Genomic DNA, 18856 nt, shown 5'->3' on the forward strand with positions numbered 1-18856 from the left:
GCTTAAGTTACAAGCCATCCTGGAAGGCTACGATTTAGCAAAATCTCTTGAGTCAGACTTGTGATCAAGAGACAGCTTACTAAGCGCCTTTTTGTTTATTTAGTTCTTTTATTTAGTCTTCGTGTTTGCTTTGCGTGCTCACTAAGCTCAGTTAAACCTAATTGGTCGTAACTTTTTTCCATCATTTCAAGCGCGGGATCTAAGTAACTGCTTTGTGAGTAGTGTTCAACAACAAACTTACCTCTATTAGCAGCAGCTAAATAAGCTTCACGCTCATAATAGTAAGTGGCTACTTTTAATTCATAACGTGCCATACGGTTTAAAAGCCATACTAAACGACGCTTAGCTTCAGGCGCGTAATCACTTTTCGGAAAGCGTTTTACTAGTGTCGATAAATCGGTAAATGCAACACGTGTACGGTTAGCATCACGGTCGGCTCTATCTACACCAAAGTACTCTTGGAACGCATTTTTATCTGCTTTAATGTTTACTAAACCACGCATGTAATACATGTAATCTAGGTCTTTATGGTTTGGATTTAAGCGGATAAAGCGGTCAATGGTTGCAAGTGCTTGTTCAGTATTACCTGATTGGTAATGTGCATACACTAAGTCCATTTGTACTTGTTTAGAGAATGGGCCAAACGGGTAGCGAGAATCTATTGCACTCAAAAGTTCAATTGCGCGAGCATATAAACCAGAATCTAGTGTTTCTTTTGCATCTTCATATAAAGCGTGTGCAGATTTATTCGGTACACGTTGAATGTCTTCTTGGTCTGGAGCAGACGAACAAGCGCCTAAACTAAGTACAGAAACTGAAAAAACAATGGCAAATGCACGTTTCCCTATTTTATTTATCATTTTATTTGTTACCTTCGATGTCTTCGGCTAGGCCAAGTCGGTAAAACCGAGTAAACTATGCGTATTATATTATGCTTTTATTAAAAGCGATTCTAACCCAGTCGAGCAAAGCTTGCACTGGTAAATTGGGTAAAGTTACTAATGTCAGAGCAAATTTCTCTTCAAGCCGACGTTCCAACCGAATTAGGTGGTAAACGTCTAGACCAAGTATTAGCACAATTGTTCCCTGATTATTCACGTTCTCGTATAAAAACGTGGATATTGGATGATAAAATCACCGTAGACGGTGAAATTTTCAACACTCCACGCGAAAAGCTACTAGGTGGTGAAGTTGTAAGTGTTGAGACAACAATTGAAGCACCACGCGAATACGAAGCACAAGATATCAAATTAAACATTGTTTATGAAGATGATGATATTTTGGTAATTAATAAACCAATGGGCCTAGTGGTTCACCCTGGTGCGGGTAATCCTAATGGAACAGTGCTAAACGCATTACTACATTACTACCCTGAAATAATTAACGTACCACGCGCGGGTATTGTGCATCGTTTAGATAAAGACACGACCGGTTTAATGGTTGTAGCTAAAACGATTCCAGCACAAACGCATTTAGTAACAGCGCTACAAAAGCGTGAAAACTTCACGCGTGAATATGAAGCACTGTGTAATGGTACTATGACCGCAGGTGGTATGGTTGAAAAAGCAATTGGCCGCCATCCGACTCAGCGTACGCATATGGCAGTACATGAACTGGGTAAACCGGCAATTACACATTACCGTGTTGCTGAAAAATTCCGTGCTCATACTCGTTTACGCCTGCGCTTAGAAACAGGTCGTACGCATCAAATTCGCGTGCACATGGCACATTTAAATCATCCGCTAATTGGCGATCAATCTTATGGCGGCCGTCCGCGTCCACCTAAAGGTGCAACACCTGAGTTATTTGAGTTACTTCGTAGCTTTAGACGCCAAGCACTACATGCTGTAAAATTGAGTATTGCGCATCCAATCACGGGTGAAATGATGACATGGCAAGCACCTATCCCTGACGATATGGTTGCGATGACACATGCACTACGTGAAGATACTAAAGCTAATCCTGATATCGATAGATAATGCACTTATTGTCAGCGACATGGCAAAACCTTCATAAAGTAGGAACGTTAAGTACTACTTGTGGAGGTGGTGTTTCAAAAATCCCATTTAAAAGTTTTAATTTGGGATTCCATGTTGGTGATAATCAAAATCATGTATCAAAAAACCGCTCATTATTAACAAACCTTCTACCTAAACCTGCCGTGTGGCTAAATCAAATTCATAGCTCTAATGTTGTTATTGTTGATGAATATTTTGATTTTGATGAGTTACACGATGCTGATGCGCTTTATACTCAGTTATTAAATCAGCCTTTGGCTATAATGACCGCCGATTGCTTACCTATTTTATTAGTGAGTGATGATGAAAAAGAAATTGCAGCTATACATGGCGGCTGGCGAGGACTTGAGCAGGGAGTTATTGAAAATACATTAGAGTGCTTTAGTACAAAATATGAAAATATAAGTGCGTGGCTAGGGCCTGCAATTGGACCAAACCGATTTGAGGTTGGGGCTGAGGTGTTTGAGTTATTTCAAAAAAGGTCCCCTTTATTTATTCAAGCATTTACACTACAAACTAATGGCAAATATCTTGCTGATATTTATGGTATTGCGCGTACTCTACTTACCCAGCTAGGCGTTAAAAATATTAAAGGCGGCGACTATTGTACCGTCTCCCAAAGTGACTTATTTTTTTCTTATCGACGAGATGGACAAACTGGACGTATGGCAAGTTTGATCTGGCGCAAGTAATTAGTATCTTTAATCATTATATTTCCCCCTACACCTTGAACAAACACCTAAACATACCCATTAATTAAGCAATTAGATTATTTAATAGGTAACACCATGCGTTTAGATAGATTTACAAGTAAATTTCAATCTGCGCTTTCTGATGCGCAATCGCTAGCCCTTGGTCGCGATCATCAATTTATTGAACCCGTACATTTAATGTATTCATTGCTAAAGCAAAGTGGCTCTAGTGTACGTGCATTATTTGCACAAACGGGTGTCAGCGCTGACGAACTCAACACCAAGCTTTCACAAGAAATAGAAAAATTATTTAAAGTAGAAGGTGTAGGTGGCGACGTCCAGCTATCAAACAATATGGCATCACTTATTAATCTATGTGATAAGTACGCGCAAAAACGCAAAGACAAATATATTTCAAGTGAATTATTTGTACTGGCGGCATGCGATGATAAAGGTCCACTTGGCGATATATTTAGGTCGTTAAATATTACCTCGACTAAAATTGAAACTGCAATTAAAGCGATTCGCGGCGGTCAAAAAGTTGATGACCCAAATGCCGAAGAAACACGTCAAGCGCTTGAAAAGTTCACGATTGATCTAACTGAGCGAGCAGAGCAAGGTAAGCTTGACCCCGTTATTGGTCGCGATGACGAAATTCGCCGCACGATTCAGGTACTACAACGCCGCACTAAAAATAACCCTGTATTAATCGGTGAACCAGGTGTTGGTAAAACAGCAATTGCCGAGGGGTTAGCACAGCGTATTATTAATGGTGAAGTACCTGAAGGATTAAAAAATAAACGCGTACTATCACTTGATTTAGGGGCGTTAGTTGCGGGTGCTAAATACCGTGGCGAATTTGAAGAACGTTTAAAATCAGTATTAAACGAATTGGCTAAAGAAGAAGGCCAAGTCATTTTATTTATTGATGAAATACATACTATTGTAGGTGCAGGAAAAAGTGACGGTGCCATGGATGCAGGCAATATGTTAAAGCCAGCATTAGCACGCGGTGAATTACACTGTGTTGGCGCAACCACGCTTGATGAATACCGTAAATATATAGAAAAAGACGCAGCTCTTGAGCGTCGATTCCAAAAGGTACTTATTGAAGAGCCATCTGTTGAAGATACCATTGCAATATTACGTGGCTTAAAAGAGCGATATGAGTTACATCATTCAGTAGAAATTACTGACCCCGCGATTGTTGCTGCGGCGCAGTTATCTCATCGTTACATTAGTGACCGTCAGTTACCCGATAAAGCGATTGATTTAATAGATGAAGCGGGTTCTTCAATTCGATTACAAATTGACTCCAAACCAGAATCGTTAGACAAGCTTGAACGCCGTATCATCCAGCTAAAGTTAGAAGATAATGCGCTAGCGAAAGAAAAAGACGAAGCAAGTCAAAAACGCCGAGCTGAAATGCAAGAGTTGATCACCGACCTTGATGGGCAATATCGTGAGCTAGACGAGATATGGAATGCTGAAAAAGCATCACTTCAAGGCACGCAAGTAATTAAAGCCGAGCTTGAACAAGCAAGATTAGATTTAGATGTAGCGCGAAGAGCAAGTGATTTACAGCGTATGTCAGAGCTGCAATATGGGCGAATTCCAGAACTTGAACGAAAACTTGATTTAGCCTCACAAGCCGAAATGCAAGAAATGACTCTGCTTAAAAACCAAGTAGGTGAGGATGAAATTGCTGAAATACTGTCTCGCTGGACAGGAATTCCTGTTGCAAGAATGCTACAAGGTGAGCGTGAAAAGCTGCTGCAAATGGAAGATAAGTTACACAGTAAAGTAATAGGGCAAGATGAAGCGGTTGTTGCTGTTTCTAACGCAATACGACGCTCACGTGCCGGGCTTGCAGATCCTAATCGTCCTATTGGTTCTTTCTTATTTTTAGGTCCAACTGGTGTGGGTAAAACCGAGCTGACAAAAGCACTGGCTGGTTTTATGTTTGATACCGAAGATGCCATGGTGCGTATCGACATGTCTGAGTTTATGGAAAAACATTCAGTCGCACGTCTAGTAGGGGCTCCTCCAGGTTACGTGGGTTACGAAGAGGGCGGTTATTTAACAGAAGCTGTTCGTCGTAAACCTTACTCAGTGATATTGCTTGATGAAATAGAAAAGGCGCATCCTGATGTGTTTAATATTTTACTGCAAGTATTAGATGATGGCCGATTAACTGACGGGCAGGGTAGAACCGTTGATTTTAAAAATACCGTTATTATCATGACCTCAAATCTAGGCTCAGATATTATCCAAGAGCAAGCGGGTAATAATGATTACACGACCCTTAAAGCTAAAGTAATGGAAGTATTAATTAATGAGTTTAGGCCTGAATTTATTAACCGTATAGACGAGACTGTCGTGTTCCACCCGTTAGCAAACGAGCATATAAAAGAAATAGCTGATATTCAGTTAATGAAATTACGTGAGCGTTTAACTGAGATGGGATATCTGCTTGAAATAAGCGATGCTGCTCTTGAGCGAATTGCAGAAAGTGGGTTTGATCCTGTCTACGGTGCACGTCCGCTTAAGCGTGCTATTCAACAAACGATTGAAAACCCGCTGGCACAAAAGTTACTCAATGGAGACTACTTACCAGGTTGCGTGATCGTTATTGATGCAAATGACGACTCTCTGGTATTTTCCAAGCGTTAATTGTAAATAATTAAACTCAAAAGCCGCTAAAATAGCGGCTTTTTTATGTTTGTTAAACTTTAAAAGTTAGTAATAAATCGTTCACCCTACGTGAACCTTCAACAAGTTCAGCTGCTCCTTTTGCCACATTAAAGCTTAAGCTTAAGTTGTTATCTCCAAAGTCTTTAATTTGCGAAACATTATTACTAATATCATTACTAACCATTTGTTGCTCTTCTGCAGCAGATGATATTTGTATTGCTAAATGAGATATTTCACTGATTTGGATAAAAATCCCCTCTAATTCAACTTGAGTTTTATCGGTTGTCAGCACACAATTATCGGCTTGTGCTTTAGTGCTTTGCATTACTTTAGACCAGCTAAATAAAGTATCTTGTATTTCTTTAATAGAACTGTGGATTTGTGTTGTAGCATTTTGAGTACGTGACGAAAGGGTCCTTACCTCGTCGGCTACTACAGCAAAGCCTCGACCATGCTCTCCCGCTCTAGCTGCTTCAATCGCTGCATTAAGGGCAAGTAAGTTAGTTTGATCGGCAATTCCCTCTATTTCACTCATTACTTTACCAATCTTATCTGCTTCAGAGGCTAAGCTGGTGGCTGTGGTTGCAGCCTTTTCTACTTGAAAAGCTAAATCAGATACCATTTTACTATTATCTGCAATATGGTCTTTTATTTCAGAGCAACTTTGATGGGTGTTATTCACTTTATCAGCTGTTTGAGCGGTATTTACTGATATTTCACCAATGGTAGAGCTCATTTGAGTCATCGCTGATGCAATTTGTTCTAAACGCTCACCTTGCGAAGCAATACCTTTTTCAGTAAGCGTAGATTGTTTATCTAGATCAGTTGCGATGCCATTAAAGCTTAATGTGGAGTCTTTCATACGGCCAAGAACCGTGCGCAATTTTGCGCTTAGCATTTGCTCTCTATAATCACTTACGCTATGCGGTGTATGGCCGCTGTAAATATAGCGAGAGATTGAATCGGCTTTTGCTTTTTGTTCGCGTAATATTTTAGGGGTAACAATCAGTTCGTCATAATTTAGCGCAATAACTAAGGCGCACATCAATAGGCTAATTACAGCTAAAGAGATTGATCCCGTAACAGCAATAAAAATCAGCCAAAGTAATAGGCATATAAAAGTAATGCCTTGTCTTATTGTGGTGTGTTCTCGTAGTTTAAATGATGACTTATTGGCATTTATTTTGTTGTAAAGAGCGTGTGCACGTTGCTTAAGTTGAGAGCTTGCTTTAGTTCTTACTGATTGATAACCAACAAGTCGGCTATGCTCAAAAATAGGGGTTACAAAGGCATCTACCCAATAATAACGGCCATCTTTACAGCGGTTTTTAACCATGCCGCGCCACGAGTGCTCTTGTTTTAATGTTGCCCACATTTCTTTAAAGGCCGCTTTTGGCATATCAGGGTGACGAACAATATTATGATGCTGACCGATAAGCTCTTGTGCGCTATAACCTGCTACAGAGCAAAACTCTTGATTGACGTATGTTATTACACCCTTGAGGTCGGTAGTAGAAACAAGCTCTTGTGACTCATCAAAGTATACTTCTTCATTTTTTAAGCTTTTATCATTGTGCATTATGTTTATTATCATCCTTTATTGTTGCTGTCATTATATTGGTTACACACTACAAAGCAAAAAATAGCGTCTTTCCTTTTATGCTCATAAGACAAATAATTGTTTTTATTGATCTAGATCAAATTTAAATATCGAGTAGCTAAATTGAACTCATTTTAAATAAGTTCCGGTCTATTATTTTGGGCTTATATTTTGCGTATTTAATTTATACTTAAATACGCATTTAAAGCATTTGTATAATGCCCAGAGCAATGGCAATATTACGACTTAATATAATGATGTTGGTCATATTAAGCGCATGTATAGAGTGGGTAAATAATTATTAACTTAGAGAAATTATATTGTTCTTAGCAATTTATACCAGTTGCATTAAATAAGTGATCTATTATAGCGCTAAGAAAATAGCACAATAACAAGGCAAAAATTATGACATGTAGTTGTTCTATATGAATAATTTTTAACGCAGTGAGTGCGCTATTTAATGCGATAGAATGATCATATTTTCAATAAAATTGGTATTAATCTTGAGTCTAAGTAATTAGCCCCCATAACCTTATGATTAAGCCACGTGGCCCGAGGAAAGATTTTTTGACAACACATGATTTAGCTAACGCACTTGAAGCGTTATCAGTAAATGAGCACCAACATGCAGTTAAAGGCATTAAACGTGGCATAGAGCGAGAGTCGCTAAGAATACAAGATAATGGTGTTATATCACCTCAAGGTCACCCAAAAGGTGTGGGCAGTGCGTTAACTAACGGCCATATTACAACTGATTTTTCTGAGTCTTTACTTGAATTTATTACTCCAGTTAGTGAATCGTCAACGCAAACGCTTAAGCAATTAAAAGACCTTCAAAAGTTCACTCTAGAAAAAATGGGCGATGAACTACTTTGGCCCATTAGTATGCCGTGTTTTATTGAGCACCAAGACGATATAGTGCTAGCTCAATTTGGTAGTTCAAATACTGGTCAAATGAAAACACTATACCGTGAAGGATTAAAAAATCGCTACGGTAGTATGATGCAAGCAATTGCGGGTGTTCACTTTAATATTTCATTCCCAGATACGCTTTGGCAGTCACTTCATTCGTTACAACAAAGTAATGCAAGCCTTCAAGATTTTATTTCAGAAGGTTACTTATCCCTTATTCGTAACTTTAAACGCGAACTATGGCTAATAAGTTACATGTTTGGCGCATCGCCAGCATTGTGTAACTCATTTTTGCAAGGTCGAAAAACCGACTTACCATTTAAAAAACTAGGTAAAGGCACGCTTTACTTAGAAGTTGGTACAGCACTGCGTTTAGGTAATTTAGGTTATACAAATAGCGCTCAGTCGTCACTACGCGTAATGTATAACTCGTTAGATGAATATGTAGCGGGCCTTAAAAAAGCAATCAACACACCATCAGAAATTTATGGTGATCTTGATGACTACAAGAGTGAAAACCCTAAGCAGTTAAATAAAAATATTCTGCAGATTGAAAACGAATTTTACTCGCCAATTCGTCCTAAGCGTAATGCGAAAAGTGGCGAAACGCCAACGGATGCATTGCTTCGAGCAGGTATTGAATACGTAGAAATTCGCGCATTAGACGTTAACCCGTTTAGCGAAGTTGGTATTGATATTGAGCAAATTCACTTTTTAGATGTGTTTTTAACGTATTGTTTATTAAAAGATTCAGCTCCAATGGATTGGAAAGAACAAGCACGTAGTACTGAAAATCTCGACACAGTAGTAAACCAAGGTCGAGAAGAAGGGCTAATGCTTAACTTTAATAACACACAGCGTAGCCTTCAGTCGTGGGGCGATGAAATATTTACCCAGCTTACTGATGTCGCTAAATGGATGGATAATGCTTATGGTGTTAACTATTACTCAGATACTATAAAGCGCATGGCAACGTGGATACATAATCCAGAGCTTACTTACTCTGGACGTTACGTGTCACAATTGAAAGAGTCTGGTTTAGACAACGGCCACTTTGCACTAGCATTGGCTAGTAAATATAAGCAAAGCCACGCAGACACTGACTACAGCGAGTTTTTAAAGCCTTGGCTGGAACAACAAGTTGTAGAGTCTAACGAAGCACAAGCTGCAATTGAGCAAGCAGATACCCAGTCATTTACCGCGTTTTTAGATGCGTATTTTGACGGTAAATAACCTTGGTATTTAGCAAAATTTAAGCAAAAAAACGCAGCCTAAGTTGGCTGCGTAAATATATTCAGGGATGAATTAATGCTGTACTGCTGCATTCATTGAGTCAGACCCACACTTTTTAAAAAAGTTCTGTGAGATCTTAGAAAAATGAAAAAAAATGCAATTATCCTATCTCTCGCCATTACTTTAGCCGGTTGTGCTACAGCGCCTCCAAAGCAACCTAACGATTTATGTAAAATTTTTGAAGAAAAGCCAGATTGGTATTTCGACGCAAAAGATGCACAAGAAAAATGGGGTTCTCCCAAGCATGTACTCATGAGTATGATGTACCAAGAAAGCTCATTTAAGCATGATGCCGCTCCGCCTATGGAGTACTTCTTATGGATAATTCCTACCGGTCGCGCAAGTGATGCCTATGGTTACTCGCAAGCTAAAACACCAACATGGTCTGATTATATTCGTGAAACAGGCAACAACGGTGCTGATAGAGACGACTTTGACGATGCAATCGACTTTATGGCGTGGTTTGTTTATAAAACCCATAAAGTAAATAAAATATCTAAATGGGATGCTTACGCACAATACCTTAATTATCATGAAGGCTGGGGTGGTTATAAGCGTGGCACGTACAAAAAGAAAAAGTGGCTAATGGGTGTTGCGAACAAAGTTAAGCACAGAGCGAGCCGCTATGGCGCTCAATTAAAACACTGCGAAGAAGAGCTTGATAAAGGTTGGTTTGAACGTCTTATATTTGGCTAGATAGTTATTAATGGATATAAAAAAGGAGCCAATTGGCTCCTTTTTTATTTAGCGAGAACGCTTATTCGGCAGTATCTTCACTTGTTTTATCATATTTTCTTTTACTTCGAGTACTTCAATAGGATATCCCGCGATACGCAAACTAATATTTGCATCAGGAATATTCTCCAAGTATTCAACAATTAAACCACTCAAAGTTTTAGGTCCATCGAGCGGGAAATCCCAACCCATTTCTTTATTTAAATCGCGTACGTTAGCGCCGCCATCCACAATACATGAGCCATCAGTTTGTGTTTCTACTTCTTCGCTCGGCGTACGAGTTTGCGTAGTTGTAAAATCGCCAACAACTTCTTCTAAAATATCTTCTAGGGTCACTAGGCCTTGGATGTCGCCATACTCATCTACCACTAAGCCTATGCGTTCTTTAGATTGCTGAAACTTTAATAGCTGAGTATTTAGTGATGTTCCTTCAGGGATAAAGTAAATTTCACGTACAGCTCGTAGCAAAGATGGTTTATCAAATTGCTCTTTTGTAAGTAAACGAAGCGCATCACGTGAGTGAATAAAACCTACTGCATCATCTATATTATCGCGATACAACAACACACGAGTATGTTGTGCATGGGTAAGCTGGCGACTAATTAGTTTCCAATCGTCATTTATATCAATGGCCACAATTTCGTTTCGTGGGATCATAATATCTTCAACGGTTACTTGTTCTAAATCTAAAATTGAAGTCAGCATACTTTGATGACGAGCAGGAATAAGTGCGCCTGACTCATTGAGTACTGTTTTTAATTCTTCTTTACTCATGCTGTGTTCGTCGATTTGAGCAGCACTAATACCAAATAACCGCAGTATACCGTTTGTCATCCAGTTAATAACCACGACAAAAGGAAACATTATTTTAAGTAGCCCTTTTAAAATAATAGAGCTTGGAAAGGCAACTTTTTCAGGATAAAGAGCAGCAAGGGTTTTAGGGGTTACTTCAGCAAATATAAGCACGACTAAAGTTAACACACCTGTAGCTATTGCAATACCGAGGTCACCATAAAGACGAATACCTATAATGGTTGCAACTTGGGCTGCTGCAATATTAACAAGGTTATTACCGATTAAGATTAAACCGATGAGCCTATCTGGACGGCTAAGTAATTTACTGACTCGTTTAGCTGCACGATGATCCTCTTTAGCGAGGTGTCGCAGGCGTATACGATTGATTGACATAATTCCGGTTTCTGAACCAGAAAAATAAGCAGAAAAAAGCACCAAAAAACCTAAAATGATAAATAGGGTACTTGTCGATATGTCGTCCAACGATGGATCCTTTTCTTATAAATCAATGCGTATTAAGCTAGAGTGAGCAAGCAGAGTCAAGTTAAAACTTATTTAGTATCACTTCTTGTATGAAACGGCTGCCAAAATAAGCGAGTGTGAGGACAAATGCAGCGACCATGATTGTAATAACCACCGGTTTACCGCGCCAACCCTTTTTCATATGCCCGATAGCTACAACGGTAAAAATAGCCCACGCAACTAACGATAATATTGTTTTATGAATGAACTCTTTAGCGAACATTCCATCAAGAAATACAAACCCTGAAAGTAATGCAAATGTGAGTAATATAGTGCCTAAATTAAGAAGTTGGTAAAGCTGGCGCTCCACAACCATTAAAGGCGGAAGATGGCTATGCACAATTGCTAAATCTTTACGTTTTAAACGTTTATCAATAAAGTAAAACTGTACACCATATAAAGTGGCGATAATTAAAATACAGTAGGCTAACAAAGATAAAGAGATGTGCGTTACTAAACCCACCTCAATATTAATACTTTGCAATAAAATATGATGAGGAATAAATAAACTGGCAATGGTTAGTAAGGCACCAAAACCATAAACAACGGGCAACAATAAAGTTGCAGGGAATTTTAGCGAGACAGCCGTCACCGAGACCACAATCACCCAGCACGTCAAAAGAGCGACGTTTACGATACTTAAATCTTGACCGTCGGCTCTAAAAACAGAGTTAACTAATAGCAGCATGTGCGCCACTATAGCAACCGTGCTTAAAATAACGGTTACTTTTTGGCTAGGGCCTTGTTGATGAAACAGCCGTGAAAGCACGTGAGACGTTGCTAACACATAAAATAAACTGGCAATAATAGTTAAACTAATAATCAGCATTGTGCTTGGGCCACTTAATTTGAGACAAAATAATCCTTGTTGTTATACAGCCATTGTATTTTATAGCAAAGCAAATGCATAGACCTTAAAAAAAGAAACTCATCAAGGTGCACTTGAACACTATATTGTAAGACGCCATATACGGTATACTACTTTTAATTGAAACTTAATAAGTCAATCTAGGTTAATTGAAAAATCAAATTAATCATAAATATAAATGGATTGATATAAACGTCTTATCGGAACCGTTACATGTTTGAGAACCTCCAAGAACGATTAGGTAAAACCTTAAAAAATATCAGTGGCCGTGGCCGTCTGACGGAAGACAACATAAAAGACACACTTCGCGAAGTGCGTATGGCATTTTTAGAAGCCGATGTGGCATTGCCTGTTGTTCGCGACTTTGTAAAACAAGTTAAAGAACGCGCAGTTGGGGTTGAAGTTACAAAAAGCTTAAGCCCAGGCCAAGTATTTATAAAAATAGTGCGTGAAGAACTAGAAAAAGCAATGGGCGAGGCTAATGAAGAGCTAAGTCTAAATGCGCAACCGCCAGCCGTTGTAATGGTAGCGGGTCTACAAGGTGCGGGTAAAACCACCAGTGTAGCTAAGCTTGCTAAGTTTTTAAAAGAGCGAAAAAAGAAATCAGTACTTGTAGTAAGTGCCGATGTTTATCGCCCTGCGGCTATTAAACAGCTAGAAACGCTTGCAGCAGAAGTTGATGTTGATTTCTTCCCAAGTGATATTTCGCAAAAGCCAGTTGATATTGCAACCGCTGCAATTTCTCATGCTAAAAAGAAATTTATAGATGTAGTACTTGTTGATACTGCAGGTCGTCTACATGTTGATAGCAACATGATGGATGAAATTAAAGATCTTCACAAAGCAATCAATCCAATTGAAACCTTGTTCGTTGTTGATGCAATGACAGGTCAAGATGCGGCGAATACAGCTAAAGCATTCGACGAAGCATTACCACTTACCGGTGTTATATTAACAAAAACTGATGGTGATGCGCGTGGTGGTGCTGCTTTATCTATTCGTCACATCACTGGCAAGCCTATTAAGTTTATGGGTGTGGGTGAGCGCACTGACGCACTTGAACCTTTCCACCCAGACCGTATAGCGTCGCGTATTTTAGGCATGGGTGACGTACTTTCATTAATCGAAGAAGTCGAGATGAAAGTAGATAAAGAGCAAGCTGCTAGAGTTGCTGAAAAAGTATTTAAAGGCGCAGGTTTTACTCTTGATGATTTTGCTGACCAATTAAAGCAAATGAAAAGCATGGGTGGCATGATGTCAATGCTTGATAAGCTCCCTGGTATGTCTAACTTACCAGATGCTGTTAAAGGTCAAATGGGTGATAAAACATTTATTCAAATGGAAGCTATTATTAGCTCTATGACTAAAAAAGAGCGTGCACGCCCAGAAATCATTAAAGGTTCGCGTAAAAAACGCATAGCAGCTGGCTCTGGTACACAAGTACAAGAGATTAATAAGTTGCTTAAGCAGTTTACGCAAATGCAAAAAATGATGAAAAAAATGAAAGGTAAAGGCGGTATGACTAAAATGATGCGCGGTATGAAAGGCATGTTACCACCTGGAATGATGGGCGGCGGCGGTCCTAAATTTTAAAAAGTACCATTAAGTTACTTTTTAAAATAATAGCGAATCATATTTAAAGGAGCAAATAGCTCCTTTTTTGTTGAATAAATTATGCATGTAATACACCTTTAACTCTTATTTGTCGTTGAGATCACGGTTTAACCTACTAAACTGCCTTTTTGGTTCACTTCTTACTTGCGTTATTGCCAAAAACTCGTACAATTCCCCAGCTCCCCATTCTGGGGAGTAAATCTTATTAATGAAAACAGTCAATCTTTATAGAGGACGGTATGGTAACTATTCGTTTGCAACGTGGTGGCGCTAAAAAACGCCCTTTCTATCAAATTGTGGTTGCGGATAGCCGTTTCTCGCGTGACGGTCGCTTCATCGAGAAAGTAGGCTTTTTTAACCCAATTGCTTCAGGTCAAGAAGAAAAAATTCGTTTAGATTTACCACGTGTTGAACACTGGGTAGGTCAGGGCGCATCTCTTTCAGATCGCGTAGCTAAGTTAGTAAAAGACGCTCGTAAAGCGGCTTAATAGGCGTAAGTGTAACCATGAGTCAAGAGAACACCTCATCAATAATTGTCGTAGGAAAGCTCGGTGCCCCATATGGTATAAAGGGCTGGCTTAAGGTACATTCATTTACTGATGATCCCGTAGGGATCTTCGATTTCAGCCCGTGGTTGATAGGGCAGCAAGGTAAATGGCAGTCCTTAGAAGTGGTCGACTGGCGTCGCCACAACAAAGGCTTTATCGCTAAATTTGCGCAGGTAAACGACCGAGACGAAGCAATGGCTTATACCCATGCTGAAATCTCAATGGATGCAGCGCATTTACCAGAACTCCCGCAAGGTGAGTTCTATTGGCGAGATCTCATTGGCATGTCTGTTGTAACCGATAAAGGTTATAGCTTAGGCATTGTTGATGACCTGATGGAGACAGGATCAAATGACGTACTGGTTGTTAAAGCAAACAGTAAAGACGCATTTGGTCAAGCTGAGCGTTTGATTCCTTTTTTAACTGATTCAGTTATTAAAGAAGTTAAATACGATGCAAGAGAAATTACCGTAGACTGGGATCCTGGTTTTTAATGACGCAAACTAGTTCATTATGGGTAGGGGTGATAAGCCTTTTTCCAGACATGTTTGACGCTATTACAGACCAAGGTGTTACCGGTCGCGCAGTAAAAAATGGCTTAATTGATTTTAACTGCTGGAATCCGCGAGACTACGCTTTAGATAAGCATAGAACCGTAGATGACCGTCCTTACGGGGGCGGACCTGGTATGTTAATGATGGTTGAGCCATTAAAAAAAGCGATTGCCGAAGCTAAAAAAGCAGCTGGTGATGGTGCTAAAGTAATTTATATGTCCCCGCAAGGGCGCAAACTTGATCAGCAAGGTGCTAGCGAACTCGCTAACTCTAAAAAACTGATTTTGATTGCCGGTCGCTATGAAGGTATAGATGAGAGAATAATAGAATCATATGTTGACGAAGAATGGTCAATTGGTGATTTTATTTTGAGTGGTGGTGAACTACCTGCCATGACATTAATTGACGCAGTAGCGCGATTAGTGCCAGGTGTGTTAGGTCATAACCAGTCAGCAGAACAAGATTCGTTTTCGGATGGCTTGTTAGATTGTCCACACTATACACGACCAGAAACATTGGACGACAAACAGGTTCCTGCTGTATTACTCAGTGGTAACCACCAAGAGATAGCAAAATGGCGGCTTATGCAGTCATTAGGCAGAACTTGGTTACGACGTCCAGACTTGTTGCATAACCTAGCTCTGACTGAGGAGCAAGCGGTATTACTCGCGAAATTTCAGCAAGAGTACCAAAAAGCTTGTGGCTAGAAGACAGTTACACCTAGGAAAGTGAGAAACATAATGGCAAAAGTAAACCAAAATATTATTAAAGCGCTTGAAGATGAGCAGCTTAAAACAGACGTACCTGCATTTGGCCCTGGTGATACAGTGGTTGTACAGGTAAAAGTAAAAGAAGGTGCTAAAGAGCGTCTACAGGCCTTTGAAGGTGTTGTAATCGCTAAGCGTAATCGTGGTCTTCACTCAGCATTCACAGTTCGTAAAATCTCGAACGGTGAAGGCGTTGAGCGTGTATTCCAAACGCACAGCCCTCTTATTGATAGCGTAACAGTTAAGCGTCGCGGTGCAGTTCGCCGTGCTAAGCTTTACTATCTACGTGAGCGTTCTGGTAAATCTGCACGTATTAGAGAAAAACTTAACTAATACGCGCTGTTTATCAACGCAAAAAAACGGGTTGCATCCTTCGGGTTGCAACCCGTTTTGGTTTTAGAATATTATTTTCTCAATTCTCAATTCTCAATTCCTCATTAGTAAAATTTCCGCTTTAGCCTTTTCTCAGTTAGCTGATCCTGTTAGTATTTATCGTATTGATTAGTTTACTTTTATGTAAATTTATATTTACGTTATTTGGTTTTTTAAGGTGGGACGAACGTGGCTGACATAAGTGATTTAGCACAGCTAAGAGAAGGTATAGATGAATGCGATGCACAACTTGTTGCCTTACTTGCTAAACGTAATGGTATTACGCAAAAAATTGGTGAGATAAAACAACAAACAGGCGCACCTTTACATGCACCTGCCCGTGAAGCAGAGCTATTAGCGGCAAGACGACAAGAAGCAATAAATCAAAATGTAAGCCCAGATCTCGTTGAAGATATACTTAGACGCATGATGCGAGAAGCCTATCAAAACCAACAAGCAAAACTTGCATGCGCAGCGCCAGAGCTTTCGCCAATTGTGATTGTGGGTGGTCAAGGCGCCATGGGCCAGTTATTTGCACAGCAGTTTATTCGCTCAGGTTACGAAGTTAAAATTTTAGATAAAGATCAGCAAAACGATGCGAAAAGTATTTTAAAAGGTGCCAAGCTGGTAATGATTAGCGTACCTATTAATGCATTGGACGTTGTCGTTGCTAAGTTACCTAAACTAGATGATGACTGTTTACTAGTTGATATTACATCGGTAAAGCAATCGCCTATTAAAGCACTAAAAGCTGCGCACAGTGGCTCTGTGGTTGGTTTACATCCTATGTTTGGGCCTGATATATCACACTGGGTAAAACAAACAGTCGTTGTATGTGAAGGACGAGAGCACCAAGCGGCAAAAGGTTTGTTACAGCAGTTACAAGTATGGGGTTGTCAGCTTGTTGAGCTTGATGCTAAAAAGCATGATGAAGCAATGCAAATTATTCAGGTAATGCGCCATTTAACGACATTTGTGTACGGACAATTTTTAGCAGAACAAAGTCATACACTAGAAGAATTACGTAGCTGCTCGTCACCTATATATCAATTAGAACTGATGATGGTAGGGCGTTTATTTGCGCAGTCGCCTGAGCTTTACTCAGATATTATGCTAGCACAATTCGATGATGTAGAAACCTTACTTGCACAGTACCAAGATACCTTCGCAAGTACATTAGCAAAATTAAAAGCGGGAGATAAAGCAGCGCTTATTGATTCTTTTGCTGAGGCGAAAGTTTACTTTTCTGACTCGACAGAACACTTTTTAACGCAAAGTAGAAGCTTATTAAATAAAGCGAATGATTCAAAAGTTTTAGATTAATATTTGTTATACCGTTTGCTTAAGTATGGGGATTTAATTCGTTAAATTGCTAAAATATTTATGCAGACTGGTACTAGTTAACGAAAAAGGGCCGATATCGGCCCTTTTTTGATTTGTAAAATTGCTTATTAAGTATTAACGCTTACTGCCTGTAGTGACTCGCTTTGGTAGCATCCTAAAATACGTACATATTGGGTGTGCTCTTTAAGTTCTTCTAGCGCTTCTTTTACTTGGCTTTCAGCTAAGTTTGCTTCTAGGTCAACATAAAAAACTTCTTCCCACGGATTGCCCGGAGTAGGGCGAGATTCAAGTTTTACTAAATTAATCTTATGCTGCTTAAAAATCATTAACGCATCGGCTAGTGAGCCCGCTTGTTGTTTTGTCGACATGATCAAACTAGTTTTAGTTGGAATTTGGTTAGACACTTGTAGAGGCTTACGTGCAACAACAATAAAGCGGCTATGGTTTTCGCTTTGATTAGCTAGGTTTGATTTAATAACCTCAAGCCCTACGTTTTTCCCCGCTTGTGCAGAGCCAATTGCAGCACTGTATGGAGTGTTCAGAGCTGATTGTAGCGCGCTTGATGTTGAGTCACATGTTTCGTGTTGTAAATCACCTAAGCCCTGTAAAAAACGGCTGCACTGCGCAAATGGTTGTGGGTGTGCAAATATTTTTGTTAGTTGACTAAGTTCAGTATCAGGGTTGGCGAGTAAGCAATGCTCTACACTGTGAGTTACTTCTCCAACAATAGATACTTGCGCGTGCTGTAATAAGTCAAACACCTCGTTAATACTGCCAGAGCTTGTGTTTTCAATGGGTAATAAACCAAAATCAGCTTGTCCGTTTTCTACTTTACCTGTTATTTCGTCAAACGATGTACAGCCAATTTCAACTAATTTACCCGGGCGGCGGCTAAAATATTTATGGCATGCTAGTTGGCTATAAGAACCCTGACCACCTAAGTAAGTTACACGGTGTGTTTCACTAAGGGCATCTGGATTCAGGTTTTTTTGTAGCATTGCTTGTTGATGTAAAACAGAGTCTTCCAAAATAGTTTGAAAAACATTATTCACGTAGTAAGCATCTAAACCTAGTGATTTACCATAACCAATCAGTTTCTCTAAAAGTGCGAGTTCACGTGCTTCATCGCGAATTGGTTTGTTGTTAGCAATTTTGTACTCAACCACACCGTGGCTAATACGACGACGTTTAGCTAATAACACGAGTAAATCGGAGTCTATTTCATTTATATCGTGTCTTAGGGTATTTAAAACATCACTTGTCATTTTGGTATCCTCATTCCAAAAGTAAGCTGTTATTACACAGCAAAAACAAAAAAGCCTCCCGGTTGGGAGGCTTTACTATTCGATTGATTTTATCTCACAAACAGGGAAGCCTCTTCTATATAAAGAAGCTAAAAAACGAAAAAAAAGTGCGAGAGATAAATATGTTCATGCAGTTAATGTATGGAGAGTTGCTAACAATGTCAATAAAGATCTAAATAAGCTTGGAGTACTATTTATTTCACTATATTAGTTTTTATAGAAAG

At 39.5% G+C, this 18856-nt stretch carries 16 protein-coding genes and 1 other annotated feature; of the genes, 11 read left to right on the forward strand and 5 right to left on the reverse strand.

Annotated features, from left to right (window positions below):
* Positions 1 to 95: 95 nt before the first annotated feature.
* Positions 96 to 860, reverse strand: coding sequence for an outer membrane protein assembly factor BamD (locus tag AAEY62_RS07115; RefSeq protein ID WP_007581382.1), 765 nt, complete (start codon positions 858 to 860; stop codon positions 96 to 98).
* Between the two features lie 141 nt (positions 861 to 1001).
* Here AAEY62_RS07115 and rluD point away from each other — a divergent pair, with 141 nt between their 5' ends.
* The 3 genes from rluD (at position 1002) to clpB (ending at position 5383) form a co-directional block, all read left to right on the forward strand.
* A complete protein-coding gene (rluD, locus tag AAEY62_RS07120; RefSeq protein WP_002962209.1) occupies positions 1002 to 1979 on the forward strand; it encodes a 23S rRNA pseudouridine(1911/1915/1917) synthase RluD in 978 nt (325 codons plus the stop codon).
* Positions 1979 to 2710: a peptidoglycan editing factor PgeF gene (gene pgeF, locus AAEY62_RS07125; protein WP_024608934.1), complete on the forward strand. Its 732-nt coding sequence runs from the start codon at positions 1979 to 1981 to the stop codon at positions 2708 to 2710. Before rluD ends, pgeF begins: the two co-directional genes overlap by 1 nt.
* Before the next feature lie 96 nt (positions 2711 to 2806).
* The gene (gene clpB, locus AAEY62_RS07130) at positions 2807 to 5383 is read left to right on the forward strand and encodes an ATP-dependent chaperone ClpB (RefSeq protein WP_007581388.1); all 2577 of its coding nucleotides are present in this window, start codon (positions 2807 to 2809) and stop codon (positions 5381 to 5383) included.
* Positions 5384 to 5435: 52 nt separating this feature from the next.
* On the opposite strand, the gene AAEY62_RS07135 is transcribed toward clpB, so the two are convergent.
* Complete coding sequence (locus tag AAEY62_RS07135) at positions 5436 to 6983, reverse strand: methyl-accepting chemotaxis protein (RefSeq protein WP_024608933.1); 1548 nt, start codon at positions 6981 to 6983, stop codon at positions 5436 to 5438.
* 588 nt (positions 6984 to 7571) lie between these two features.
* Here AAEY62_RS07135 and gshA point away from each other — a divergent pair.
* Together gshA and AAEY62_RS07145 are read left to right on the forward strand one after the other, a co-directional pair.
* A complete protein-coding gene (gene gshA, locus AAEY62_RS07140; RefSeq protein ID WP_024589412.1) occupies positions 7572 to 9149 on the forward strand; it encodes a glutamate--cysteine ligase in 1578 nt (525 codons plus the stop codon).
* A 144-nt stretch (positions 9150 to 9293) separates the two neighbouring features.
* Positions 9294 to 9905: a transglycosylase SLT domain-containing protein gene (locus AAEY62_RS07145; RefSeq protein ID WP_010554629.1), complete on the forward strand. Its 612-nt coding sequence runs from the start codon at positions 9294 to 9296 to the stop codon at positions 9903 to 9905.
* A gap of 48 nt (positions 9906 to 9953) precedes the next feature.
* Here AAEY62_RS07145 and AAEY62_RS07150 read toward each other — a convergent pair whose 3' ends face one another.
* Together AAEY62_RS07150 and AAEY62_RS07155 are read right to left on the reverse strand one after the other, a co-directional pair.
* Positions 9954 to 11222 (reverse strand): HlyC/CorC family transporter, encoded by a 1269-nt coding sequence (locus tag AAEY62_RS07150; protein ID WP_007581396.1) that lies wholly within the window; start codon positions 11220 to 11222, stop codon positions 9954 to 9956.
* 61 nt (positions 11223 to 11283) lie between these two features.
* On the reverse strand, positions 11284 to 12090 hold the full coding sequence (locus tag AAEY62_RS07155) for a cytochrome C assembly family protein (RefSeq protein ID WP_024589411.1): 807 nt from the start codon (positions 12088 to 12090) through the stop codon (positions 11284 to 11286).
* A 252-nt stretch (positions 12091 to 12342) separates the two neighbouring features.
* Here AAEY62_RS07155 and ffh point away from each other — a divergent pair, with 252 nt between their 5' ends.
* The 6 genes from ffh (at position 12343) to tyrA (ending at position 17307) form a co-directional block, all read left to right on the forward strand.
* Entirely contained in the window at positions 12343 to 13722 is a 1380-nt protein-coding gene (ffh, locus tag AAEY62_RS07160) for a signal recognition particle protein (RefSeq protein WP_007581399.1), read from the forward strand.
* A 260-nt stretch (positions 13723 to 13982) separates the two neighbouring features.
* Positions 13983 to 14231 (forward strand): 30S ribosomal protein S16, encoded by a 249-nt coding sequence (gene rpsP / locus AAEY62_RS07165; protein WP_002962192.1) that lies wholly within the window; start codon positions 13983 to 13985, stop codon positions 14229 to 14231.
* 17 nt (positions 14232 to 14248) lie between these two features.
* Positions 14249 to 14785 carry a ribosome maturation factor RimM gene (gene rimM / locus AAEY62_RS07170; protein WP_010554631.1) on the forward strand — a complete coding sequence of 179 codons (537 nt, stop codon included), beginning with the start codon at positions 14249 to 14251 and terminating at the stop codon, positions 14783 to 14785.
* Positions 14785 to 15552 (forward strand): tRNA (guanosine(37)-N1)-methyltransferase TrmD, encoded by a 768-nt coding sequence (gene trmD / locus AAEY62_RS07175; protein WP_007581405.1) that lies wholly within the window; start codon positions 14785 to 14787, stop codon positions 15550 to 15552. Before rimM ends, trmD begins: the two co-directional genes overlap by 1 nt.
* Positions 15553 to 15585: 33 nt before the next feature.
* The gene (gene rplS / locus AAEY62_RS07180) at positions 15586 to 15945 is read left to right on the forward strand and encodes a 50S ribosomal protein L19 (RefSeq protein WP_007581406.1); all 360 of its coding nucleotides are present in this window, start codon (positions 15586 to 15588) and stop codon (positions 15943 to 15945) included.
* Positions 15946 to 16173: 228 nt separating this feature from the next.
* Positions 16174 to 17307: a bifunctional chorismate mutase/prephenate dehydrogenase gene (gene tyrA / locus AAEY62_RS07185; RefSeq protein ID WP_024589410.1), complete on the forward strand. Its 1134-nt coding sequence runs from the start codon at positions 16174 to 16176 to the stop codon at positions 17305 to 17307.
* Positions 17308 to 17435: 128 nt separating this feature from the next.
* Here the strand turns inward: tyrA and AAEY62_RS07190 are convergent, their stop codons facing one another.
* A complete protein-coding gene (locus AAEY62_RS07190) occupies positions 17436 to 18593 on the reverse strand; it encodes a chorismate mutase (RefSeq protein ID WP_101164064.1) in 1158 nt (385 codons plus the stop codon).
* Between the two features lie 44 nt (positions 18594 to 18637).
* Positions 18638 to 18755: a sequence feature (Phe leader region), on the reverse strand.
* Between the last annotated feature and the right edge of the window lie 101 nt (positions 18756 to 18856).

It is taken from the genome of Pseudoalteromonas sp. GW168-MNA-CIBAN-0100 (genome assembly GCF_040309225.1).
GTDB lineage: Bacteria > Pseudomonadota > Gammaproteobacteria > Enterobacterales > Alteromonadaceae > Pseudoalteromonas > Pseudoalteromonas arctica.